Source organism: Ensifer sp. 2TAB8 (assembly GCF_052115125.1).
GTDB lineage: Bacteria > Pseudomonadota > Alphaproteobacteria > Rhizobiales > Rhizobiaceae > Ensifer.
Map to the genome: position 1 here is coordinate 688875 of NZ_JBFRGB010000001.1, position 22497 is coordinate 711371.

Here is a 22497-nt window from a genome sequence, read left to right on the forward strand (position 1 = left end):
GTTACACCAGATTGAATGCGTTGACGGCGAGGTCGACGAGCTTGATGCCTGCGAAGGGCAGGAGAAGACCGCCGAGGCCGTAGACAATGAGGTTGCGACGCAGCAGGGCGGCCGCGCCGACCGGCCGATACCTGACGCCCTTCAGCGCCAGCGGGATCAGCGCGACGATGATCAGCGCGTTGAAGATGACGGCCGAGAGGATCGCCGACTGCGGCGAGCCGAGGCCCATTACGTTGAGCGCGGCCAGCGCCGGATAGGTGGTGATGAACAGCGCCGGGATGATGGCGAAGTACTTCGCCACGTCGTTGGCGATCGAAAACGTCGTCAGCGAGCCGCGGGTCATCAGCAGCTGCTTGCCGATCTCGACAATCTCGATGAGCTTCGTCGGGCTGGAATCGAGGTCCACCATGTTGGCGGCCTCGCGGGCGGCCTGCGTCCCGGTCTGCATGGCGACGCCGACATCGGCCTGGGCGAGCGCCGGAGCGTCGTTGGTGCCGTCGCCGCACATGGCGATCAGACGGCCGCCCTGTTGCTCCCGGCGGATATAGGCAAGCTTGTCCTCCGGCGTCGCTTCGGCGAGGAAGTCGTCGACCCCCGCTTCAGAGGCAATGGCCGCGGCGGTCACCGGGTTATCGCCGGTGACCATGACGGTGCGGATGCCCATGGCACGCAGGGCCGCGAAGCGCTCCTTGATGCCGGGCTTCACCACGTCCTTGAGATGGATGACGCCGAGCAGGCGCGGACCATCGGCAACGGCAAGCGGCGTGCCGCCGGTGCGCGCCACCTGGTCGACGGCGCGGCGGAACTCGTTCGGCACGTTCTCGTCGCGGATGCCGGTGAACTTCAGGATGGAATCGACAGCACCCTTGCGCAGCCGGCGCCCGCCGAAGTCGACGCCCGAGAGCCTGGTTTCCGCGGCAAAGGGGATGACGGCGTCGATCCGGGTCGTGCCGGCCGGGCTTGCGCCACCACCGACGGCGAGCGCCACGACTTCACCTTTTTCCGAGGCGGGAAGCGACACATCCGGGGTCTGACGGCCGAACTCGCCGGTCGCAAGTGCAGCAATCGAGCGCCCCTCCGGCGTTTCGTCGGCAAGGCTGGCAAGCAGCGCCGCATCCGCAAGTTCGGCCTCTGTCACGCCGGGGACCGGCATGAAGTCGGCGGCCATGCGATTGCCGAAGGTGATCGTGCCCGTCTTGTCGAGCAGCAGCGTATCGACGTCGCCGGCAGCCTCCACAGCGCGGCCGGAGGTGGCGATGACGTTGAAACGGACCAAGCGGTCCATGCCGGCAATGCCGATTGCCGAAAGCAGACCACCGATGGTGGTCGGGATCAGCGTTACCAACAAGGCGGCAAGCACAGTGACCGAGAGAACGGTACCGGAATAACCGGCAAGGCCCCAGAGCGTGACGACGGCGACGAGGAAGATCAGCGTCAGGCCCGAGAGCAGGATCGACAGTGCGATCTCGTTCGGGGTCTTCTGACGCTGGGCGCCTTCAATCAGCGCGATCATGCGATCGACGAAGGTGTTGCCGGGGGCAACGGCGATGCGCACCTTGATCCAGTCGGACAGAACCTGCGTGCCGCCGGTGACGGCCGAACGGTCGCCGCCGGACTCGCGGATGACGGGCGCGGATTCGCCGGTGATGGCGCTTTCGTTGACGGAGGCGACGCCCTCGACCACTTCGCCGTCGCCGGGGATCAGGTCCCCGGCTTCGACCAGCACGAGATCGCCGACCTTCAGCAATGTCGCCGGGATTTCCTGGGTTTCGCGGCCTTCTGCCGATACCAGCTTGCGGGCCGTCAGTTCGGACTTGGTGCGACGCAGGCTGTCGGCCTGTGCCTTGCCGCGCCCTTCGGCGACGGCTTCTGCGAAGGTGGCAAACAGCACGGTGAACCACAGCCAGGCCGCGATCTGCCCGGAGAAGAGCGGGCTGCCGCTGCCGGTTGCAAGATCGCGGACAAAGAAGCCGGTAACCACGGCCGCAACCACCTCGGTGACGAAGATCACCGGGTTGCGCACGAGCTGGCGGGGATCGAGCTTGACGAACGCCGCCTTGACCGCCGGCAGGAGGATGGCCGGGTCCAGAAGACTGGGAGCAACTGGTTTGGAAGACATGTGTCGAATTCCTTTAGAAGGTCTGGCCGGCAAGCATCAAAAAATGCTCGACGATGGGACCGAGAGCGAGCGCCGGGAAGAACTGCAGCCCGCCGAGAATTAGGATGATGCCAACGAGCAGGCCGACGAAGAGCGGCGTGTCGGTCGGGAAGGTACCCTTGGACGCCGGCACGCGGGTCTTGACGGCAATGGCGCCGGCGATCGCCATGACCGGAACGGCATAGGCGAAGCGGCCGAGCAGCATCGCGAGGCCGAGTGTCGTGTTGTACCAGGGCGTATTGCCGGTCAGCCCACCGAAGGCCGAGCCGTTGTTGCCGGCGGCGGAGGTGAAGGCGTAGAGGATTTCCGACAGGCCGTGCGGCCCGGCGGTGCCGATGCTCGCGACCGCGAAGGGCAGCATGGCGGAGACGGCGGCAAAACCGAGGATCGTCACCGGCAGGATGAGCACCGCGAACATCGCGTATTTCATCTCGCGCGCTTCGATCTTCTTGCCGAGCAGTTCGGGCGTGCGGCCGACCATCAGGCCGGCGACGAAGACGGCGAGGATCGCGAAGACGACCATGCCGTAGAGGCCGGAACCGACGCCGCCGGGCAGAACCTCGCCGAGCTGCATCAGGAACATGGGCACGAGGCCGCCGAGCCCCGTCAGCGAACCGTGCATGCCGTTGACGCCGCCATCCGACAGACCGGTCGTGACAGCCGCGTAGAGCGCCGTCATCGCCTGGCCGAAACGGACTTCCTTGCCTTCCATATTGCCCTGCGCGGCATCGAGACCGAGCGCGGTCAGGATCGGGTTGCCCTGGGATTCGGCCCAATAGACAACGGCAACACCGGAAATCAGAAGGATTGCGGTGACGGCGATGAAGGCCCAGCCCTGACGACGGTTACCGACCATCTGGCCGAAGGTGTAGACGAGCGCTGCCGAGATCGACAGCATCGCGAAGATGTTGAGGTAGTTGGAAAACGCCGTCGGGTTCTCGAAGGGATGGGCGGCGTTGACGTTGAAGAAGCCGCCACCATTGGTGCCGAGCTGCTTGATCGCCTCCTGGCTTGCGACCGGACCGATCGAGATCGTTTGCTTGGCGCCCTCGAGCGTCGTTGCCGTGAGGTCGGCGTGGAAGGTCTGCGGTAGACCGCTCCAGACCATGGCGAGCGCCATGACGACCGCGATCGGCAAGAGCACATAGAGCGTCGAACGGGTGAGATCGACCCAGAAATTGCCGACGGTTGCGGCATTCGAACGGGCGAAGGCACGGGTGACCGCGAGCGCCATGGCGATACCGGTCGCAGCCGAGACGAAGTTATGCACCGTCAATCCGGCCATCTGGCTGAAGTGGCTGAGGGTCGTTTCGCCGCCGTAGTTCTGCCAGTTGGTGTTGGTGACGAAGCTGACCGCCGTGTTGAAGGCAAGGTCGGAGGGCATGCCCGCGAAGCCCTGCGGGTTCATCGGCAGAAAGGCCTGCAGCCTCAGGATCGCATAGAGCGAGACGAAGCCTGCGAGGCTGAAGGCCAGCATCGAGATCGTATAGGCGAGCCAGCCCTGTTCCTTGTTCGGATCGACGCCGGCAGCGAGATAAAGGCCGCGCTCGACGGGACCGAGAATGGGTGAGAAGACGTTGCGGTCACCGGAGAAGACCCGCGCCATGTAAAGCCCCAGCGGCTTGATGACAATCAGGACGGCGGCGAAAAGGAGGCTGATCTGCAGCCACCCGATGATAGACATGAGATTACTCCGCTAAGGGCGACCGGACGGCGCGAACACGCCCGGCTGATGCGAACGGCACGGGTGCGAACCCTTCGGCCGGGATCAGAACCGTTCCGGGCGAACGAGGGTGACGACGAGATAGGCAGCGAGCGCGACGGCGACGGCGAGACCGATCAGGGCTTCGAACATCGTGACCCTCCTAGAGACGGCTCAGCGCGCGCGCATAAAGCGCGAACACGACAAAGCCACCAATGCCGGCGGCAAGGAAAAGAACATCGGACATGCAAATACTCCGGACTGTTGAGGTCCGGATCTTGCGCCCGTGGCGGGTCAATTATCGATTGCGATGGTTGGAAGGGCGCATAAGGAAAAGGTAAAGACGCCCGTTGTCTCCAGTTCGGGAAGGCGAGAAGCGGCCTTCGTGAACACAGGATCGGATCAATGTCCGCGTATCGGCAAGACGTTGAACGCTTCCGCGCGGCCGAGCTTTTGCGGCCGCTGGCTTGGCGCGAATGCGCCTAGCCCTTGATGATGTGGTTGACGTTCGTTTCCGTGTGAGCGGTGACTTCGCGCATCCACTCGCGCCAGATGGCCACCAGCAGCGCCATCAGCACCGGACCGACGAAGAGGCCGAGGAAGCCCATGGTCTTCACACCGCCGACGAGGCCGAAGAAGGTTGGCAGGAACGGGAGCTTGATCGGTCCACCGACGAGGCGCGGCCGCAGCGTCTTGTCGACGATGAAGAGTTCGGTCGTGCCCCAGGCAAACAGAGCAATGCCGTGAACCGGAGAGCCGCTGGCGACGAGATAGACCGAGACCAGCGTGAAGCAGAGCGGCGCGCCGCCGGGAATGAGGGCCATGAGGCCGGTGATGATGCCGAGCGTAACCGGCGACGGCACGCCGGCAAGCCAGTAGGCCACGCCGAGCACGATGCCCTCGCCGATGGCGATGATGCCCATGCCCGTGACCGTCGAACTGATCGTCAGCGGCACGACGCGCGACAGGCGCTCCCAGCGCATCGGGAAGATGCGCTCGCCAAGCTTATCGAGCTGGCCGGAGAAGGAATGGCCGTCGCGATAGACGAAAAACAGCGTGATCAGCATGAACAGCAGCGTCAGGAAGGCGTGGAACGTCGAGGCACCGACAACCAGAACGCCACGATAGATATTGCCGATGTTGGAACCGCTGACGAGCTGGACGAGTTCGCCAAGCGCACCCGGGTGACCGATATGCTTCACCCATTGCTCGCCGAGCCAGGCGCCGGCGACCGGGATACCGGACAGCCAGGCAGGGACCAGTGCGCCGTTGGCATTGGTCTCGACCGCCCAGACGACCCAGTCGCGTACTTCATCGACCGCATAGACCGCGGCGATCGAGATCGGCACGACGATGAAGGAAATGACGCAAACGATGGCGATGGTCGCGGCGAGCGTGCGATTGCCGTTCACGGCGGCAAGCAGCCGGCGGTAGATCGGCCAGCTGGCAAAACCGATGACGACGGCGGCCAGCACCGGCACCACGAAGCCATGGAAGAAATAGACGCCTGCAAGGAGAACGAAGACCAGCATCCAGCGGGCAGCGGTCATCGGGCCGACAAGGGCATGGCGCGAAATGGCTGTGTGCCCGAGGAGCCGTGGCTCCACCGCAAAGTTCTCTCGTTCGCGATTACCCAATTGCACCAATGATCCTCCGTCTTCCGACGAGCTTACAACAAACCCGCGGCCTTGCCAGCCTGCCTAGTGCCGCGCGCCGCCCCTTTGCCCCTGCTTTACGGTAGTTTCAGGGCCATAAGCGACGCTAGCGGCGGGACATGACAGAAAAATTTAGGAGGGTGCAAGTTCTCCAGGCCTTCTTTCGGCAAAGCCGGTCATTCCGCCGCAGGCTTTGCGGCCAGGCGAGCGGGGGGCTGAGCACGATCGACGAAGACGGATGCGAGGAAGATGCCGAAGCCGGCAACACCGAGAACGGCACCGACAAGACCGGTGGAGGTCCAGCCATAGCCTGCGGCGATCGAGGCGCCGCCAAGCCAGGCGCCCAGCGCATTGGCAAGGTTGAAGGCGGAATGGCTGAGTGCCGCCGCCAGTGTCTGTGCCTCGCCGGCGACATCCATCAGCCGCGTCTGCACACCCGGCACGACCGCGAAACCGCCGCCGATGAAGAGCACGTTGACGATCGCGATCCACGGATTGCCCATGGTGAAATAGAAGAGCACATAGGCAAAGATGTTGAAGACGATGGCGATGCCGATCGCCGGCAACAGCGCCCAGTCGGCAAGTCGCGCGCCCACGATGTTGCCGAGGATCATGCCGGCGCCGAAGACCGACAGCATGATCGGCACATTGGCAAGCGAGACACCCGCGACTTCGGTGAGCGCCGGGGTGATGTAGCTGAAGACCGCGAACATGCCGCCGCAGCCGATGGCGCAGATGCCGAGCATCAGCCAGACCTGCAGCTTGCCGAGCGCTCCCAGTTCGCGGAGCGGCGTCGCCTTCGGGTTGCCCTTGTCGCGCGGCACGTGGACGAAGCTCAGCGCCACGGTCAAAAGGCTGATAGCGCCGACGATCGCAAAGGCGGACCGCCAGCCGAGCGCCTGGCCGAACCAGGCGACGAGCGGCGTGCCGAAAAGGGTGGCGATCGTCAGCCCCATCATCACCCGGCCAACGGCGCGGGCCCGTTGGTGCAGCGGCGCGAGACCCGCCGCGACCAGGGCGGCAACGCCGAAATAGGCACCATGCGGCAGGCCGGCGAAGAAGCGCGCGGCGATCAGCGTGTAGAAGTCCGGCGCGATCGCACTGGCGAAATTGCCGACGGCGAAGATCAGCATCAGTGCGAGCAGCACGCGGAAGCGGGAGAAGCGGGCGGCCAGCACCGCAATCAACGGCGCACCGACGACCACGCCGAGCGCATAGGCGCTGATCACGGCCCCGGCCCGCGGCACCGACACAGCAACATCATCGGCGACCTGCGGCAACAGACCCATAATGGCGAATTCGCCGGTGCCGATCCCGAAGCCGCCGACGGCGAGCGCCACTTCGGCGGCGGAGACGCGCGCCCGGCGCGGTTCGACGGCGGAGGAATAAGCTTCGTCACACATGAGCAATAGCCTGCATCGTCCGACCCAAGGGAGAAGACCGGAGAAGAATCTGGGGAATATGTCGGCGGATGTCGGATCGAACCAACAAGGATATGCTGCAATGCAATACAGTGTTTTCCCTTGGCAGGCAAAGCTTTTGCAGCTCTCGTCATACTTTTTCGGGAGCGCAGTCAGCGCCTGTTAACCGTAAGCTTGGTTGACGTTTACGTCAAAGTTAGATAATCCCGAATCTCAGCTTGAAGAGGTGTATCAAAAGCATCATCTTCATCGGCATGAGAAGGTCGGGAGGGATTTTCTCAGGCCGCGAGCAGGCCAGCCTGTGGCGACCAGAGGGAGAGAGGTCATGGCGGAAGTCAGCGCACAACAAACGGGTACCAGCCCAGGCAAGATCTGGCTGAAATCCTATCCACCCGGAATAGCCGCCGAAATCGGCCCCCTACCCTATAAATCGATCGGCGAGTTCTTCGACCACGCCGTTGCCCGTTATTCGAACCGTCCGGCCTTCACCTGCATGGGCAAGACGCTGAGCTTTGCCGACCTCAATGCCGAGTCCGCCAAGATCGGCGCTTGGCTGCAGTCCCTTGGCCTTGCCAAGGGCGATCGCGTCGCGGTGATGATGCCCAACGTCCTGCAGAACCCGGTCATCGTTTACGGCATTCTCAGAGCCGGCTTCACCGTGGTGAACGTCAACCCGCTCTATACGCCGCGCGAATTGCAGCACCAGTTGGTCGATTCCGGCGCCAAGGCGATCTTCGTTCTTGAGAACTTTGCGCATACGGTGCAGCAGGTCCTCGACAAGACCTCGGTTAAACACGTCGTCGTCGCCACGATGGGCGACATGCTTGGTCTGAAGGGTGCGATCGTCAATCTGGTGGTGCGCCGGATCAAGAAGCTGGTTCCCGCCTGGTCGATCCCCGGCCACCTCCCCTTCAAGAGCGCGCTTGCCAAGGGCGGCCGCAACACAATGAAGAAGCCGAACGTCGCCGCAAGCGATGTCGCCTTCCTGCAATATACCGGCGGCACGACCGGGGTCTCGAAGGGTGCGACCCTCACCCATTCGAACCTGCTGTCGAACATGGCGCAGATGGAGATCTGGTTCGAGACGGCATTTCGCTCGCGCGCACGCCCCGACAACCTCGTCTTCATGTGCGCGCTGCCGCTCTATCATATCTTCGCGCTCACGGTGAATTCACTGATGGGGCTTGCCACTGGCGGCAACAACATCCTGATCCCCAATCCGCGCGACATTCCGGGCTTCGTCAAGGAACTGGGCAAGCACAAGACCAACATCTTCCCCGGCCTCAACACGCTGTTCAACGCACTGATGAACAATGCGGAGTTCCAGAAGCTGGACTTCTCGTCGTTGATGCTGACCTTCGGCGGCGGCATGGCGATCCAGCGCCCGGTCGCCGAACGCTGGAAACAGATGACCGGATGCTCGATCGCCGAAGGCTACGGCCTGTCGGAGACCTCGCCAGTGGCAACGGCCAACATCCTCGACGCAACCGAGTTCACCGGCACGATCGGCATGCCGATCCCGTCCACCGATGTCGAAATCCGCGACGACCAGGGCAACACCTTGCCGATCGGTGAAGTCGGCGAGATATGCATCCGCGGCCCGCAGGTGATGGCCGGCTACTGGCAGCGGCCTGATGAAACCGCCAAGGCGATCTCGCCGGATGGCTTCTTCCGCTCGGGCGATGTCGGCTTCATGAACGCGGCCGGACTCGTCAAGATCGTCGACCGCAAGAAGGACATGATCCTCGTCTCGGGCTTCAACGTTTTCCCGAACGAGATCGAGGAAGTGGCGATGACCCATCCCGGCATCCTCGAATGCGCCGCGATCGGCATCCCGGACGAGCACTCCGGCGAGGCGGTCAAGCTTTTCGTGGTCAAGAAGGATCCCGCACTGACGGAGGACGACGTCAAGCGTCACTGCGCCGCCAATCTCACCAACTACAAGCGCCCGCGTTTCGTCGAATTCCGTACCGAATTGCCAAAGACCAATGTCGGCAAGATCCTGCGCAAGGACCTGCGCGGGTAAACTACTCCAAAATTCAAACGATTTAAAAAATCCTGAAAACCGCCACTTCGGCGGTTTTCCAGTCTTGATTTGGTCCACTTAAAGCGAATAGCTACGCAGGCGATTGTCCGACACACTGTCCGACCAAGGAGCCCCGCGATGAAAGCGCTTGTCGACCAACTCAAAGCAACCGCCTCTGAGACCAACGCAACCGATATCCGCGCGGCCTTCGCCAGCGACGCCGATCGCTTCCAGCGCTTCAGCACCACGCTCGGTGATATGCTGTTCGACTATTCGAAATGCGCCGTCAACGACAAGGTGCTCGACGGCCTGGAAGCGCTCGCCAAGGCGGCCAAGGTCGAGGAGAAGCGGGACGCGATGTTCCGCGGCGACATCATCAACATCACCGAGGAGCGCGCCGTGCTGCACACGGCGCTGCGCAACCGCGGCAACCGCCCCATCCTCGTCGACGGCAAGGACGTGATGCCCGACGTCAACGGCGTGCTTGCCGCCATGGGCGCTTTCGCCGACGGCGTCCGCTCGGGAGCGCTCAAGGGTGCGACCGGCAAGAAGATCACCGACGTCATCAACATCGGCATCGGCGGCTCCGACCTCGGCCCCGTCATGGCGACGCTGGCGCTAGCACCTTTCCATGATGGTCCGCGCCTACACTTCGTTTCCAACATCGACGGCGCCCATATCGCCGACACGCTGAAGCTCGTCGATCCGGAAACCTCGCTCTTCATCATCGCCTCGAAGACTTTCACCACCATCGAGACGATGACCAATGCCGCGACAGCTCGCGCCTTCATCGCCGACAAGCTCGGCGAAGCTGCCGTCGGCCATCACTTCGCTGCCGTCTCGACCGCACTCGACAAGGTAGCCGCCTTCGGCATCGACCACGCTCGCGTCTTCGGTTTCTGGGACTGGGTCGGCGGGCGCTACTCGATCTGGTCGGCGATCGGCCTGCCGCTGATGATCGCCATCGGCAAGGAGAATTTCGGCCGCTTCCTCGATGGCGGTCATGCCATCGACGAACATTTCCGCACCGCGCCGATCCGTGAGAACATTCCGGTTCTGCTCGGCCTGCTCGGCTTCTACCATCGCAACGTGCTCGGCTACCCGTCGCGCGCGATCCTGCCCTATGACCAGCGCCTGTCGCGCTTCCCGGCCTACCTGCAGCAGCTCGACATGGAATCGAACGGCAAGGCGGTCACGCTCGACAGCACGCCCGTCGAGTACTCGACCGGTCCGGTTGTCTGGGGCGAGCCCGGCACCAATGGCCAACACGCCTTCTACCAGCTCATCCACCAGGGCACGGACATCATCCCGGCCGAGTTCATGATCGCCGCCAACGGCCACGAGAAGAACCTGCGCCACCAGCACGAACTGCTGATTGCCAATTGCCTGGCACAGTCCGAGGCGCTGATGAAGGGTCGTACGCTTGCCGAGGCCAAGGCACAGCTGACCGCCAAGGGCATGGCCGATGCCAAGGCCGACAAGATTGCTCCGCACCGCGTCTTCACCGGCAACCGCCCGTCGCTGACGATCGTCTACGACCAGCTCGATCCCTTCGCGCTCGGTCGGCTCATTGCCCTTTATGAGCACCGCGTCTTCGTCGAAGGTGCGCTGTTCAACATCAACTCCTTCGACCAGTGGGGCGTCGAGCTCGGCAAGGAGCTGGCAACCGGCCTGCTTCCTGTTGTCGAAGGCAAGGAGAGTGCAGCCGGTCACGATTCTTCGACCGCAGGTCTGGTAGCAGCCTTGCTGAAGGCCGCGCATTAACCAGGTCCGCGTGGTTCACCCCGGAACCGCACAGCTCTAAGCAACAAGGCCCGAGGCGCGCGTCGCACCTCGGGCCCCATCATTTTGCGCAGGCCGGTAGCGCCATGGCGCCCGCCGGTTTCAGCACCTGCATCAGATCGAGATTCGACAACACCGGAAAATAGTCCGTGTCCGGCGCCAACTGCATCCAGGCATTGACCGCGACCTTGCGGCCCGCCGGGAAGTCACCACGCCAGCAGCCGCCCGAGAAATTGACCGACAGGCTGCCACGGTTGCCGGGCGCGTTCCCTTGTGCCAATGCGATCTTCGCCTGCAACACCCGCAAACGTGCGGCATCGGTCTCAGCGAGCGCCAAAACGTAGAGCGTCTCGCCCGAAGATATGCGGTCTGCGAGTACGGAACTCGACACCCCTCCCGCCTGAACGTCGAGCGCATAGTTCTGGCTCTCCGGAGGAGCATTCCCGTCCCGCCAGGAGAGCCCCAGCGTGGCATCGCCTCGCCTCAGGACGAGCTCCTTTGGTACGACGAGCGCGACACGAAGATCGGCCGGATTGGTCTTCGAGGGGTCGAGCCTCGACAACTTGTCGATCGAGCCGACGTTCAGTGCCGCACAGGCGGCAAGCAGGTTCAACAGCAGGAAAAGGAAAGGGTTTTTGAGAAAACGAAAAGGCATGGCGCGACACCAAAATCACGATTGACGACAATTACTTATTGTTTTACGATAAAAATACAAGTCAAACGATAAAGGAATTTTGATGACGAATACCGCCGAGAGGCTGCGCAAGCTCAGCCGGTTCATGAAGGTCATGGTGATTTTGAGCGGCGCGTTGTTTTGCTCTGCCGTCGTCTACGGGCACTGGCAGATTTTCTTCGACCGGCAGGGCTTCGAGCAGGAAATACGCGACATCGTCTTTCCGCGCGTGGAAATCATCACCCTTTCCTACCGCGCAATCGCCACGGTCATTTTCCTGACTGCGATCAACAATGCACTCGTCATCGCCGGCCTCGTCTTTGCCTGGCAGCTTTTCGATGGCTTTCAGCGCGGCGAGATCCTCTCCGGCCGCAACGGCGTTCTGCTTCGGCGGGTGGGACTGACGGCGATCGCCGGTTCGCTGTGCATAACGATCAGCAACGCAATCGGTATCCTGGCGGTCACCTACGACAATCCCGGCACGACGGGACACTCAGTCATGTTCGACATCAACGGAGGCACCATCATCGTGATGCTGATGTCCGGGCTCGTCGTCGGCCTCGGCCACGTTATGGTCATCGCGTCGGGGGTCGAAGCGGAGAACAGGAGCTTCGTCTAACGCATGCCGATTGTCGTCAATCTCGATGTGATGCTGGCGAAACGGAAAGTCCGCTCACGCGATCTCGCCGAGCAGGTGGGGATCACCGAGCAGAACATCTCGCTGTTGAAATCGGGAAAAGTGAAAGGCGTGCGCTTCGATACGCTGGAGAAGATCTGCGCCGCATTGGAATGCCAGCCGGGCGATATCCTGGAATACCGCCCGGAACCGGAAGAATAAGAAAAGCTCAGAGGCCGATTTCGTGCTTCCACGGCGGGTTTGCGCCAGCGCGCGAGACGGTGACGGCCGCCGCCTTGGCGCCGAGCGCCAGCGCGTTGCGGACGGCGGTTTCGGTGAGATCGGCGACATCGGCCTTGGTCAGGAGACCGGCGAGCTTCAGCGACGCCAGCACGCCGGCATCGAACGTGTCGCCGGCGCCGACCGTATCGACCACCGTGACCTTTTCGCCGGCGACTTCGACCTTGTGACGCGCCGTATAGCCGACGGCGCCATCGGCACCCTTGGTGATCAGCACCAGCTTCGGTCCACGCTTCAGCCATTCGGCAGCAAGATCGTCGTGGCTGCCCTCCATGCCGAACCAAGCGAGATCCTCGTCGGAGAACTTGATGATATCCGACATCGCCGCCATACGGTTCATGCGCGCGAGATGGGCTTCCCTATCCTTGATGAAGCCGGGACGGATGTTCGGATCGAAGGAGATCACCCGCTTTTCGTGCTCGCGCGTCATCAATGCTTCATAGGTCGAGCCGCAGGGCTCCGGGATCAGGCTGATCGCGCCGAAGTGCAGCGCCTCGCAGAAATCGCCGAGCGCCGGCAGGTGCTCGCGGGCGATCATGCGTCCGGCGGTGTTTTCGTCGAAAAAGGCGTAGCTCGCATGGCCGTTGACGAGTTTGACGAAGGCGAGCGTCGTAGGCAGCGAGAGGGTCGCGCAGGGGCCGAAATCCACGTTCGCCGCCTTCAGCGTCTCGCGCAGGATATCGCCGAACATGTCGTCGGAGAGGCCGGTAAAAAAGCCGGTCGGAATGCCGAGCCGCCCCAGCGCGATCGCCGTGTTGAAGATCGCCCCGCCGGCATAGGGCGCGAAAGCATTCTCGCCCGCGGTCGTGTCCCGCGGCAGCATGTCGATCAGCGCTTCTCCGCAACATACGATCATCGGATTTTCCTCCCCGATAGTATTTCAATCGATTTAAAACGAATAGCTCAAGACTTGACGAGGCCCCGGCGGAACCGGGGCCTCGTCGAACATTATGCCAGAGCGCTCACGCCACCGTTGCGGCCCGACCAGGCGAGCGGCGCGTTGAGGAAGGCCTCGACTTCGCCCAGCGTCTTCTCGTCGAACAGCTTCTGCTCGCGGGCAACCGCTAGCACGTTGCGCCAGGTGGCGATCCAGTGCAGGTCGACGCCCTTGCCCTTCATCTCGCCGACCGCTTCCGGGAAGATGTCGTAGTAGAAGAGCGCAATGCCATGGTCGACGATGCCGCCAGCCGCACGGATGGCGTCGATGAACTTGAACATCGAGCCGCCGGCCGTCGTCAGGTCCTCGATGACGAGGACGCGGGCGCCTTCCGGCATATGGCCTTCGATCTGGGCGTTGCGGCCGTGGCCCTTGGGCGCCTTGCGGACATAGATCATCGGCAGGCCGAGGCGCTCGGCGAGCATCGCAGCAAAGGGAATGCCCGCAGTTTCGCCACCGGCCACCACGTCGAACTTCTCAAAACCGGCTTCGCGCAGGATCGACGCTGCAGCAAAATCCATCACCGCCGAACGGATGCGCGGATAGGAAATCAGCTTGCGGCAGTCGATATAAACCGGGCTCGCCATGCCGGACGACAGCTTGTAGGGCTTGTCGGCGCTGAAATGCACGGCCTTGATCTCCCAGAGCATCTTGGCGACCAGCTCGGCCATGACGGCCTTGTCGGTGAACGCGTTGGAAAACATCAAACTCTCCTTCAATTCTCTGCAGCGCCGCGCGTCTGTTCAGACGCGCAAAGGTCGCTGCAACATCTTTGACTGCTGCATAATTTTGTCCTTGGATCCATCCGATCCAAGGAATTATGCAGTGGCGATCAGACGACGGCCCAGTGCAGTGGGAACATCGGATCGAACACGGTGACCGGACCAGCGCCGGTCTCGATCTTCTTGGGATAAATGACGGCGTCAGCCTGCTTGCGTAGCGTGATCGTTTCCTCGTTGACAGGCAGGCCGTACCAGGAGGGACCGTTCAGCGAGGCGAAGGCTTCGAGCTTGTCGAGCGCGCCTTCCTCTTCGAACACATGCGCCAGGCAGCTCATGGTGTTGATCGAAGTGTAGATGCCGGCGCAGCCGCAAGCACACTCCTTCAGCGGGTCGACATGGGGTGCCGAGTCCGTGCCGAGGAAGAAGCGCTTGTCGCCGGAAACCGCGGCAGCGCGCAGCGCCAGGCGATGGTTCTCGCGCTTGGCAACCGGCAGGCAGTAGTAATGCGGCTTGATGCCGCCGACGAGAATGGCGTTGCGGTTGATGATCAAGTGATGGGTGGTGATCGAACCCGCAAGGTTCGCCTTCGACGCCTTGATGTAGTCGATACCGTCCTTGGTGGTGACATGCTCCATCGTCACCTTCAGCTCCGGCAGCCGCTTGCGGAGCGGATCGAGCACGGTCTCGATGAACACGGCCTCGCGGTCGAAGATATCGACATCCGAGCTCGTGACCTCGCCATGCACGCAGAGAGGCAGGCCGATCTTCGCCATGCGCTCCAGCACCGGCATCGCCTCATCGATGTTGCGCACGCCGCTGTGCGAGTTGGTCGTCGCGCCCGCGGGGTAGAGCTTGACGGCCTTGACGAGGCCGCTCCTGTGGCCGGCCTCGACGTCGTCGGGGCTGGTACCTGCGGTCAGATAAAGCGTCATCAGCGGCTCGAACCGGTCCCCGGTTGGGATCGCCGAGAGGATACGCTCTCGATAGGCGCTCGCATCTGCCGTCGTGACGACAGGCGGAACCAGGTTGGGCATGATGATCGCGCGGGCGAAATGGCGGCTGGTATCGGCGATAACGCCCTTCAGCATATCGCCGTCGCGCAGGTGAAGGTGCCAATCATCCGGCCGGCGGATTACGAGGTCTTGCATGGTCAGCGTTCTCCTAGGTCAGAGCAGGCGCAGACGGAAATCCGCCGCTCCAGGCTCGTCGCGCCCGACCCGCGCGCGCGGCTTTGCAGCCGGCAGGTGCGGGTCGCGGGCGGTTTCTCATGTGGTGGAACCGCGTCTCGATATCACCAATGCGCCAGGAAATACAATCGACAATCCAACCATCGCTCAGAAATCCGCTAGCACCAGATCGGCCGGCCGCTGACGGTCAACGACGCGGTGGGCATTCGGAATGTCGTTGCCGAAGGCTTTTCGCTTCGACGCCTCCTCGTCATAACCATGATCGTACCAGCGCTTCAAAAGTCGCCGCTCCAGCTCCTCGACGCCTGGATTGATGAAGATGGTAAAGTCGAAGGCGCCCTCCAGCTTGTTCCACGGCGACTCGTCGAGCAGCAGATAGTTACCCTCCACCAGAATGATGCGGGTCTCGGGTGAGACGATCCGGGCAGAGGCGATCGCGATCTCGCGCGTACGATCGAAGACCGGCACCAGCACCTCGCCGTCATTGGCACGCACTGCCGCAACGGTCGACAGGAACGCCCTGACGTCGAAAGTTTCCGGCGCTCCCTTGCGCGGCAGCAGGCCCTTTTCCTCCAGAACGGCATTGTCCATGTGGTAACCGTCCATCGGCAGCACCGCCGCCTTTTCTCCGCCGGCCACCAGCGTCTCGGCGAGTGCATCCGAGAGCGTCGACTTGCCGGCACCGGGCGGACCGGCAATGGCGACGACGAAGCGGGCGGCGCCGGACGCCCGCTTCAGGATTTCGTTGGCGATCGGCTCGACGTTCATGCCGCCAGCGCCTCGCGCGGCGGCTCCTTGGCGCCGGTCATGAAGGCCACCGCATCCGACATCGTGTGCTCCTTCGGATTGATGACGCAGAGGCGCTTGCCGAGACGGTGAACATGGATCCGGTCGGCCACCTCGAACACGTGCGGCATGTTGTGCGAAATGAGCACGATCGGCAGACCGCGCGAACGCACGTCAAGGATCAACTCCAGCACGCGCCGGCTTTCCTTGACGCCGAGCGCGGCTGTCGGCTCGTCCATGATCACCACCTTGGAGCCGAAGGCTGCGGCACGGGCCACCGCCACGCCCTGGCGCTGGCCGCCCGAGAGCGTTTCCACCGCCTGGTTGATGTTCTGGATGGTCATCAGGCCGAGCTCGGACAGTTTGGCCCGCGCCTTCTTCTCCATCTCGGCCCGGTCAAGCGTGCGGAAGAGCTTGCCCATGAGGCCGGGTTTGCGGATTTCGCGACCGAGGAACATGTTGTCGGCGATCGACAGCGCCGGCGACAGTGCCAGGTTCTGATAGACCGTCTCGATGCCGGCCGTTCGCGCATCCATCGGCGAGCGGAAATTCACCTGCTTGCCTTCCAGCCTTATCTCGCCTTCATCAGGGGAGATGGCGCCGGAGATCGCCTTGATCATCGAGGACTTGCCGGCACCGTTGTCGCCGATCACGGCGAGGATTTCGCCGGGATAGAGATCGAAATCCGCATGGTCGAGAGCGGTGACCCGACCATATCGCTTGACCAGGCCGCGTGCGGTGAGAATGGGTTCCTGGGCCATCAGCCTGCTACCTTTCTGATCCATTGGTCGATTGCGACGGCGGTGATGATCAAAACGCCGGTGAGGAAGACTTTCCATTGCGGGTCGGCACCCAGCATGTTGAGGCCCATGGAGACCACGCCGACGATCATCGCACCGATCAGCGTGCCAAGTATCGATCCGCGTCCACCGAACAGCGAGATGCCGCCGATCACCGCCGCAGTGATGGCCTGCAGATTGTAGTCGGTGACGGCTGCGGAGGGCGAGATCGAGCCATTGCGGCCGATCGAGACCCAGGCGGCAAGAGCGGCGATCAGACCGGCGAGCGTGTAGGCGCTGAGGAGCACGCGGCTGGTGCGGATACCGGAGAGCTTGGCGGCTTCCGGATCGTCGCCGACAGCATAGAGGTGCCGTCCCCAGGCGGTGTGGTTGAGCGCGTACCAGAGGCCGAAGACCAGCACGACCATCATCACTACGCCAAGCGTGAACACCGCAGAGCCCACCTTGAAGCTGACGCCGAAGACGTGGAGCATCTGGGTGACCGCCGTCACATCGGCCTCGCGGATCGTAGCGTTGGCGGAGTAGATGAAGTTCGTCGACATGATCACGTACCAGGTGCCGAGCGTGACGATAAACGGCGGAAGCTTGACCCTGGAGACGAGGAAACCGTTGAGGAAGCCGCAAGCGCCGCCGACGACAAAGCCGAGGAAAATCGCGATTGGCGCGGGAAGCCCGTAGGTCACGGCGCAATTGCCCATGATGACCGCCGAGAGCACCATGATCACGCCGATCGAAAGGTCAATGCCGGCCGTCAGGATCACCAGTGTCTGCGCTGCGCCGAGAATACCGACGATCGCGATCTGCTGCAGGATGAGGGTCAACGTATAGGACGAGAAGAACTTGCCCCCGATGGCCATGCCGAAGATCAGGATCGCGGCGACCAGGACGATGAACGGCACGGCTGCCGGGGTCGAATGCAGGAAATGCTGGATCTTCTGGACCGCTGTCTTGTCATGCGTATCGAACGACGCGACCTGCGTCGAACTGTTGACCAGGACTTTTTCGAATTCCTGGGATGGCTGTGCGGCTGCGTTGGGCTCGCCCATGGACCTTCCTCCCGTGAACCCCACTCCCAAGGGGTTGCGATGCTGCTCGGTGCACAGCCCGCCCACCGTGTGGCGGGCATCAGCACTCTTACAAGAAGCTGCGCGGTTTTCATCGCCTTGTCAAAGACATCGGCGCTTACGCGAAGGGCGGCCGGGGCCGCCCTTCCGTAGCTCGTTCATGCGTTCGAAACGTAGAGGCGATCAGCCCCAGCACTTATCCGTGCCGACCTTGGTGTCGATCGATTCGACGCCGGCAGCCGGCTTGTCGGTCACGAGCGAAACACCGGTGTCGAAGAAGTCCTTGCCTTCGGTCGGCTTCGGCTTTTCGCCGGTATCGGCGAACTTCTTGATCGCCTCGATGCCGAGTGCGGCCATCATCAGCGGGTACTGCTGCGAGGTGGCGCCGATGACGCCTTCGGCGACCGATTTGACGCCCGGGCAACCGCCGTCGACGGAGACGATCAACACGTCCTTTTCCTTGCCGACGGCTTTCAGCGCCTGATAAGCGCCGACGGCAGCCGGCTCATTGATGGTGTGGATGACGTTGATATCCGGATCCTTCTGCAGAAGGTTCTCCATCGCCTTGCGGCCACCTTCTTCGTTGCCGTTGGTCACGTCGTGGCCGACGATGCGCGGATCATCCTCGTCGCCGATCTTGTTCGGGTCCTTCGGGTCGATGCCGAAGCCGATCATGAAGCCCTGGTCGCGCAGGACGTCGACCGTCGGCTGCGACGGCGTCAGATCGAGGAAGCCGATCTTGGCGGTCTTGGCGCCTTCGCCCATGGTGGCCGCAGCCCATTGGCCGATCAGCTTGCCGGCGAGCAGGTTGTCGGTTGCAAAGGTCGCGTCGGCTGCGGTTGCCGGATCAAGCGGCGTATCGAGGGCAATCACCAGCAGGCCGGCATCCTGCGCTTTCTTCACCTGGTCGACGATCGCCTTGGTATCGGAAGCCGCGATCAGGATGCCCTTCGCGCCATCGGCGATGCAGGATTCGATCGCAGCCACCTGGCTGTCATGGTCGCCGTCGATCTTGCCGGCATAGGCCTTCAGCGTCACGCCGAGTTCCTTGGCCTTGGCGGTCGCGCCTTCCTTCATCTTGACGAAGAACGGGTTGGTATCAGTCTTGGTGATCAGGCAGGCGCTGACATCGGCGGCCTGCGCCGGCGCGGCGAAGACGACGCCAAGCGACAGCGCGCCGAAAGCGGCGGAAAGAACAGTCTTCTTCATGAAATCCTCCCAAGGATTGAAAATCGTGCCGGCGTACCGGCCCAGGCCACGCCACCGCAGCATTCTCCTCCGCTGCGAGCGACGCTTCCGAGATAAAAACAAACACTAAATTTCCGGGGTGTCAATAAATAAATCAAATTGAATTATTATTTCGATGTGTCATTCTTGCGATGACGACGCTCCGCCGGAGGATTGGTGCGCCCATCAAATTGACAGAGCCGCGACAAGTGGAAACAAGAGACCTGCGCCAAGCGGGCACCAGAACGGGATCAGGGAAAATCGCATGCGGTTTTCCGCCCGCATCCCGCTCTCATTTATGATCCAGTGCCAACGGGAGGAGACGGTGGCATGTCATTGACAGACGGTCCTGATCGGGGACCGACGCAACCTGAAGTCATCGACCCGAGCGGCGGCGCCAACCAGACGCGTGTGCGCGCCTACAATGAGCGCCTGGTCATGTCGCTGGTCAGGCGTCACGGCGGCCTTTCGAAGGCCGATATCGCTCGCCGCTCGGGCCTTTCGGCGCAGACCGTTTCGGTCATCATGCGGGCGCTGGAAAGCGATGGCCTTCTGGTCAAGGGCGATCCGGTTCGCGGCAAGGTCGGACAGCCTTCGACGCCGATGCGGCTCAATCCGGACGCGGTCTTTTCCTTCGGCGTCAAGATCGGCCGGCGCAGCGCCGATCTCGTGCTGATGGATTTCGTCGGCAGCATCCGGCTGCATCTGCACCATGTGCACGCCTATCCGCTGCCCGGTGATCTCGTCGATTTCATCATTTCCGGCATGGCCAAGCTCGAACAGCAGCTCTCACCGGACCAGAGGAAGCGGATCGCCGGCATCGGCATCGCCACGCCCTTCGAGCTCTGGAACTGGGCGGAGGAAGTGGGCGCCCCACGCGAGGAAATGAACAAGTGGCGCGACGTCGATCTGCAGGCGGCAGTCTCGGCCCGCACCACCTATCCGGTCTTTCTGCAGAATGACGGCACCAGCGCCTGCGGCGCGGAACTCGCGTTCGGCGTCGGCGCCAGCTATCCGGACTTCGTCTATTTCTACATCGGCTCGTTCATCGGCGGCGGCGTCGTCCTGAACTCAGCACTCTTTTCCGGACGCACCGGCACCGCCGGCGCCGTTGGCCCGCTGCCGGTCTCAGGCAAGGACGGCAATACTATCCAGCTCCTGAAGATCGCCTCGGTTTTCGTGCTCGAGAACCTCTTGCGCGCACGCGGCATCGATCCGCGGCCACTCTGGTACTCGGCCGATGACTGGATCGATTTCGGCGAGCCGCTGGACGTCTGGATCGACGACTGTGGCGCAGCACTCGCCCAGGCGGTCGTGTCGGCCGTTTCCATCGTCGACTTCTCCGCCGTCGTCATCGACGGCGGCTTCCCGCCCTGGGTCCGCGCCCGGCTGCTCGCCGCCACGCGCAAGGCGCTCTATGAGCTCGACCTTCAGGGCGTGACCATTCCGGAGCTGGTGGAAGGCATCGTCGGCAGCCATGCGCGCGCCATCGGCGGCGCCAGCCTGCCGCTCTTCTCCCGCTACCTGCTCGACACCAATGTCCTCTTCAAGGAGCTCGGCTGATGCTGAAAGGAATTAACCCGATCCTCAGTCCCGAGCTGCTGGCAACGCTCCGGGCGATGGGCCATGGCGACGAGATCGCGCTGGTCGATGGCAACTACCCGGGGCAGGAGCACGCGCGCCGTCTCGTCCGTCTCGACGGACACCCGTTGATCCCGGTGCTCGACGCCATCCTCAGCGTTTTCCCGATCGATGATTTCGTGCCCGAAGCGATCTTCCGTGCCACGGTCAAGCAGGACAGGGACGCGCTCGACCCGGTGCACAGCGAGATCATCGCATGCTGCAGCCGGCATGAGCCGGACCGCCCGGTCATTCCCTTGCTCGGCGCGGACTTCTACCCGCGGGTGAGGGCTGCCCACACCGTGGTCCAGACGAGTGAACCCAGGCTCTACGGCAACGTCATCCTGCGCAAGGGCGTGATCTATCCCTGAAACGCAAAAAGCCCGCCGATGGACGGCGGGCTTTTGTGATTGCGGTGAGACCAAGTCTCAGGCGCCGCGCTTGTCGACCGACAAGGCACCGGGGCCGAAGGCGGCCAGCACGAAGAAACCGCCGGCGATAGCAACGTTCTTCATCATCATCAGGCCGTTGAAGACGGTCAACAGGCCGTTGGCTTCCGGCGGGAAGTTCGGGATGCTGATTGCGCCGCTGTGGAAGGCGAACGCCGTGACCAGGCTGAACAGACCCAGCAGATAGGCGGCAATCTTGGTCTGGAAGCCGACGAGAACGGCAAGGCCGGCCACCAGCTCGAAGAGGCCAGCGAGGTAGGCGAGTGCGGTCGGTGCCGGCCAGCCGGCGCCGGTGATCATCTGGGCAGTGCCCGACGGATCCATCAGCTTGCTGAAACCGGACATGATGAACATGATAGAGAGCAGGACGCGTCCGACGAGGACGACAACATTCTGAGGCATGCGAGGCTCCTGTGAGAAATGGGGTGTTGGCAACAGAAGTACCAGCATTCTCAAAATCAGCTAGCCGTCGCGCGGGCGACAGATCGTTCACAAAAATGAAACGACCCGGAGACATCGTCAACCTTTGCGGCTGGCATTCTCTCGCTCGTCTGACGGCGGACACGGAACTACATCGTCAGCAAATCGTTCTTTTCTATTGCAAGGACGCAGCGGCTAGGCGAAGAATTTCGGCGCGGCAGGGGACGCCGCCCGGGGGCATGTCATGAACGAAATCAACAGGAGCCCGACATTCTGGCGCTCGTTTCCGATCTTTGAAGAATTCGACAAGAATGCCATTGCCGAACTTGCCGATATCGCGACCTACAGGAAGTGGCCGGCCGGCACGGTAATCTTCCAGCGCGGCGACGAAGGCAATTACATGATTGTCGTCATCTCCGGGCGCATCAAGCTATCGCTGATCACCCCGCAGGGCCGCGAGCTGATGCTGCGCCAGCACGAGGCCGGCGCGATCTTCGGCGAAATGGCGGTGCTGGACGGCCAGACGCGCTCCGCCGATGCCACGGCGATGACCGCCTCCGAGGGCTATGTGATCGGCAAGAAAGCCTTTCTCGATATCGTCACCAATCGACCGGAGGCAGCCGAGGCCGTCATCCGCTTCCTCTGCGCCCAGCTACGAGACACAACCGAGCGACTGGAGACCATTGCACTCTACGACCTCAACGCCCGTGTCGCGCGCTTCTTCCTCGCGACACTCCGCCAGATCCACGGCAACGAGTTGCCGGAGAGCGCCAATCTCAGGCTGACCATGAGCCAGACGGATATCGCCGGTGTACTCGGTGCCAGCCGGCCGAAGGTCAACCGCGCCATCCAATGGCTGGAAGAGAGCGGCGCCATCAAGCGGAACGACGGCATCATCGCCTGCAAGGTCGGTCGCCTGCACAGTATTGCCGACCCGGAGGAGCACTAGACC

21 protein-coding genes are annotated in these 22497 nt (G+C 62.8%); 7 read left to right on the plus strand and 14 right to left on the minus strand.

What is annotated here, in order from left to right; genetic code table 11:
* Position 1 precedes the first annotated feature (1 nt).
* From kdpB to AB4Z53_RS03460, 5 genes are all read right to left on the minus strand, one after another.
* On the minus strand, positions 2–2119 hold the full coding sequence (gene kdpB, locus AB4Z53_RS03440) for a potassium-transporting ATPase subunit KdpB (protein ID WP_441594709.1): 2118 nt from the start codon (positions 2117–2119) through the stop codon (positions 2–4).
* Between the two features lie 13 nt (positions 2120–2132).
* Positions 2133–3842, minus strand: coding sequence for a potassium-transporting ATPase subunit KdpA (gene kdpA, locus AB4Z53_RS03445; RefSeq protein ID WP_441594711.1), 1710 nt, complete (start codon positions 3840–3842; stop codon positions 2133–2135).
* Positions 3843–3926: 84 nt separating this feature from the next.
* Positions 3927–4013, minus strand: coding sequence for a K(+)-transporting ATPase subunit F (gene kdpF / locus AB4Z53_RS03450; RefSeq protein ID WP_057248082.1), 87 nt, complete (start codon positions 4011–4013; stop codon positions 3927–3929).
* Between the two features lie 329 nt (positions 4014–4342).
* Positions 4343–5503, minus strand: a complete 1161-nt coding sequence (locus tag AB4Z53_RS03455; protein WP_441594713.1) for an AI-2E family transporter — start codon at positions 5501–5503, stop codon at positions 4343–4345.
* 188 nt (positions 5504–5691) lie between these two features.
* Positions 5692–6918, minus strand: coding sequence for an MFS transporter (locus AB4Z53_RS03460; RefSeq protein WP_441594715.1), 1227 nt, complete (start codon positions 6916–6918; stop codon positions 5692–5694).
* A gap of 343 nt (positions 6919–7261) precedes the next feature.
* Here AB4Z53_RS03460 and AB4Z53_RS03465 point away from each other — a divergent pair, with 343 nt between their 5' ends.
* Together AB4Z53_RS03465 and pgi are read left to right on the plus strand one after the other, a co-directional pair.
* Positions 7262–8962, plus strand: coding sequence for a long-chain fatty acid--CoA ligase (locus tag AB4Z53_RS03465; protein WP_441594717.1), 1701 nt, complete (start codon positions 7262–7264; stop codon positions 8960–8962).
* Between the two features lie 138 nt (positions 8963–9100).
* Positions 9101–10726 (plus strand): glucose-6-phosphate isomerase, encoded by a 1626-nt coding sequence (gene pgi, locus AB4Z53_RS03470; protein WP_291153408.1) that lies wholly within the window; start codon positions 9101–9103, stop codon positions 10724–10726.
* A gap of 79 nt (positions 10727–10805) precedes the next feature.
* Here pgi and AB4Z53_RS03475 read toward each other — a convergent pair whose 3' ends face one another.
* The gene (locus AB4Z53_RS03475) at positions 10806–11399 is read right to left on the minus strand and encodes a hypothetical protein (protein WP_441594719.1); all 594 of its coding nucleotides are present in this window, start codon (positions 11397–11399) and stop codon (positions 10806–10808) included.
* An 82-nt stretch (positions 11400–11481) separates the two neighbouring features.
* Here AB4Z53_RS03475 and AB4Z53_RS03480 point away from each other — a divergent pair, with 82 nt between their 5' ends.
* The gene (locus AB4Z53_RS03480; protein WP_441594721.1) at positions 11482–12036 is read left to right on the plus strand and encodes a DUF2975 domain-containing protein; all 555 of its coding nucleotides are present in this window, start codon (positions 11482–11484) and stop codon (positions 12034–12036) included.
* Between the two features lie 3 nt (positions 12037–12039).
* Entirely contained in the window at positions 12040–12255 is a 216-nt protein-coding gene (locus AB4Z53_RS03485; protein ID WP_113536556.1) for a helix-turn-helix domain-containing protein, read from the plus strand.
* Positions 12256–12262: 7 nt separating this feature from the next.
* Here the strand turns inward: AB4Z53_RS03485 and AB4Z53_RS03490 are convergent, their stop codons facing one another.
* The 7 genes from AB4Z53_RS03490 to AB4Z53_RS03520 form a co-directional block, all read right to left on the minus strand.
* Positions 12263–13189 carry a carbohydrate kinase family protein gene (locus tag AB4Z53_RS03490; RefSeq protein ID WP_441594723.1) on the minus strand — a complete coding sequence of 309 codons (927 nt, stop codon included), beginning with the start codon at positions 13187–13189 and terminating at the stop codon, positions 12263–12265.
* Between the two features lie 92 nt (positions 13190–13281).
* Positions 13282–13974 (minus strand): orotate phosphoribosyltransferase, encoded by a 693-nt coding sequence (locus AB4Z53_RS03495; RefSeq protein WP_043618867.1) that lies wholly within the window; start codon positions 13972–13974, stop codon positions 13282–13284.
* Positions 13975–14102: 128 nt separating this feature from the next.
* Positions 14103–15140 (minus strand): dihydroorotase, encoded by a 1038-nt coding sequence (gene pyrC / locus AB4Z53_RS03500; protein ID WP_441594725.1) that lies wholly within the window; start codon positions 15138–15140, stop codon positions 14103–14105.
* A gap of 186 nt (positions 15141–15326) precedes the next feature.
* Positions 15327–15947, minus strand: a complete 621-nt coding sequence (locus AB4Z53_RS03505; RefSeq protein WP_441594727.1) for a nucleoside triphosphate hydrolase — start codon at positions 15945–15947, stop codon at positions 15327–15329.
* On the minus strand, positions 15944–16726 hold the full coding sequence (locus AB4Z53_RS03510; RefSeq protein WP_441594729.1) for an ATP-binding cassette domain-containing protein: 783 nt from the start codon (positions 16724–16726) through the stop codon (positions 15944–15946). The genes AB4Z53_RS03505 and AB4Z53_RS03510 overlap by 4 nt, the downstream gene beginning before the upstream one ends.
* On the minus strand, positions 16726–17811 hold the full coding sequence (locus tag AB4Z53_RS03515) for an ABC transporter permease (RefSeq protein WP_113536561.1): 1086 nt from the start codon (positions 17809–17811) through the stop codon (positions 16726–16728). The genes AB4Z53_RS03510 and AB4Z53_RS03515 overlap by 1 nt, the downstream gene beginning before the upstream one ends.
* Positions 17812–18012: 201 nt before the next feature.
* A complete protein-coding gene (locus AB4Z53_RS03520; RefSeq protein WP_113536767.1) occupies positions 18013–19038 on the minus strand; it encodes a sugar ABC transporter substrate-binding protein in 1026 nt (341 codons plus the stop codon).
* A 348-nt stretch (positions 19039–19386) separates the two neighbouring features.
* Between AB4Z53_RS03520 and AB4Z53_RS03525 the strand changes: the two genes are divergently transcribed.
* Positions 19387–20619, plus strand: a complete 1233-nt coding sequence (locus AB4Z53_RS03525; RefSeq protein ID WP_441594731.1) for an ROK family transcriptional regulator — start codon at positions 19387–19389, stop codon at positions 20617–20619.
* Complete coding sequence (locus AB4Z53_RS03530) at positions 20619–21047, plus strand: RbsD/FucU family protein (RefSeq protein WP_113536563.1); 429 nt, start codon at positions 20619–20621, stop codon at positions 21045–21047. Before AB4Z53_RS03525 ends, AB4Z53_RS03530 begins: the two co-directional genes overlap by 1 nt.
* 57 nt (positions 21048–21104) lie before the next feature.
* On the opposite strand, the gene AB4Z53_RS03535 is transcribed toward AB4Z53_RS03530, so the two are convergent.
* Positions 21105–21527 (minus strand): DoxX family protein, encoded by a 423-nt coding sequence (locus AB4Z53_RS03535; protein ID WP_113536564.1) that lies wholly within the window; start codon positions 21525–21527, stop codon positions 21105–21107.
* 262 nt (positions 21528–21789) lie between these two features.
* Between AB4Z53_RS03535 and AB4Z53_RS03540 the strand changes: the two genes are divergently transcribed.
* Entirely contained in the window at positions 21790–22494 is a 705-nt protein-coding gene (locus AB4Z53_RS03540) for a Crp/Fnr family transcriptional regulator (RefSeq protein WP_113536565.1), read from the plus strand.
* The last annotated feature ends 3 nt before the right edge of the window (positions 22495–22497 follow it).

Bases quoted from the DNA above. Each gene is read 5' to 3' on its own strand.
- AB4Z53_RS03490 (WP_441594723.1), bottom strand. From the start codon at position 13,189: ATGATCGTATGTTGCGGAGAAGCGCTGATCGACATGCTGCCGCGGGAC.
- AB4Z53_RS03540 (WP_113536565.1), top strand. From the start codon at position 21,790: ATGAACGAAATCAACAGGAGCCCGACATTCTGGCGCTCGTTTCCGATC.
- AB4Z53_RS03485 (WP_113536556.1), top strand. From the start codon at position 12,040: ATGCCGATTGTCGTCAATCTCGATGTGATGCTGGCGAAACGGAAAGTC.
- AB4Z53_RS03505 (WP_441594727.1), bottom strand. From the start codon at position 15,947: ATGAACGTCGAGCCGATCGCCAACGAAATCCTGAAGCGGGCGTCCGGC.
- kdpF (WP_057248082.1), bottom strand. From the start codon at position 4,013: ATGTTCGAAGCCCTGATCGGTCTCGCCGTCGCCGTCGCGCTCGCTGCC.
- AB4Z53_RS03465 (WP_441594717.1), top strand. From the start codon at position 7,262: ATGGCGGAAGTCAGCGCACAACAAACGGGTACCAGCCCAGGCAAGATC.
- AB4Z53_RS03530 (WP_113536563.1), top strand. From the start codon at position 20,619: ATGCTGAAAGGAATTAACCCGATCCTCAGTCCCGAGCTGCTGGCAACG.
- AB4Z53_RS03525 (WP_441594731.1), top strand. From the start codon at position 19,387: ATGTCATTGACAGACGGTCCTGATCGGGGACCGACGCAACCTGAAGTC.
- AB4Z53_RS03495 (WP_043618867.1), bottom strand. From the start codon at position 13,974: ATGTTTTCCAACGCGTTCACCGACAAGGCCGTCATGGCCGAGCTGGTC.
- AB4Z53_RS03460 (WP_441594715.1), bottom strand. From the start codon at position 6,918: ATGTGTGACGAAGCTTATTCCTCCGCCGTCGAACCGCGCCGGGCGCGC.
- kdpB (WP_441594709.1), bottom strand. From the start codon at position 2,119: ATGTCTTCCAAACCAGTTGCTCCCAGTCTTCTGGACCCGGCCATCCTC.
- pgi (WP_291153408.1), top strand. From the start codon at position 9,101: ATGAAAGCGCTTGTCGACCAACTCAAAGCAACCGCCTCTGAGACCAAC.
- kdpA (WP_441594711.1), bottom strand. From the start codon at position 3,842: ATGTCTATCATCGGGTGGCTGCAGATCAGCCTCCTTTTCGCCGCCGTC.
- AB4Z53_RS03480 (WP_441594721.1), top strand. From the start codon at position 11,482: ATGACGAATACCGCCGAGAGGCTGCGCAAGCTCAGCCGGTTCATGAAG.
- AB4Z53_RS03515 (WP_113536561.1), bottom strand. From the start codon at position 17,811: ATGGGCGAGCCCAACGCAGCCGCACAGCCATCCCAGGAATTCGAAAAA.
- AB4Z53_RS03535 (WP_113536564.1), bottom strand. From the start codon at position 21,527: ATGCCTCAGAATGTTGTCGTCCTCGTCGGACGCGTCCTGCTCTCTATC.
- AB4Z53_RS03475 (WP_441594719.1), bottom strand. From the start codon at position 11,399: ATGCCTTTTCGTTTTCTCAAAAACCCTTTCCTTTTCCTGCTGTTGAAC.
- pyrC (WP_441594725.1), bottom strand. From the start codon at position 15,140: ATGCAAGACCTCGTAATCCGCCGGCCGGATGATTGGCACCTTCACCTG.
- AB4Z53_RS03510 (WP_441594729.1), bottom strand. From the start codon at position 16,726: ATGGCCCAGGAACCCATTCTCACCGCACGCGGCCTGGTCAAGCGATAT.
- AB4Z53_RS03520 (WP_113536767.1), bottom strand. From the start codon at position 19,038: ATGAAGAAGACTGTTCTTTCCGCCGCTTTCGGCGCGCTGTCGCTTGGC.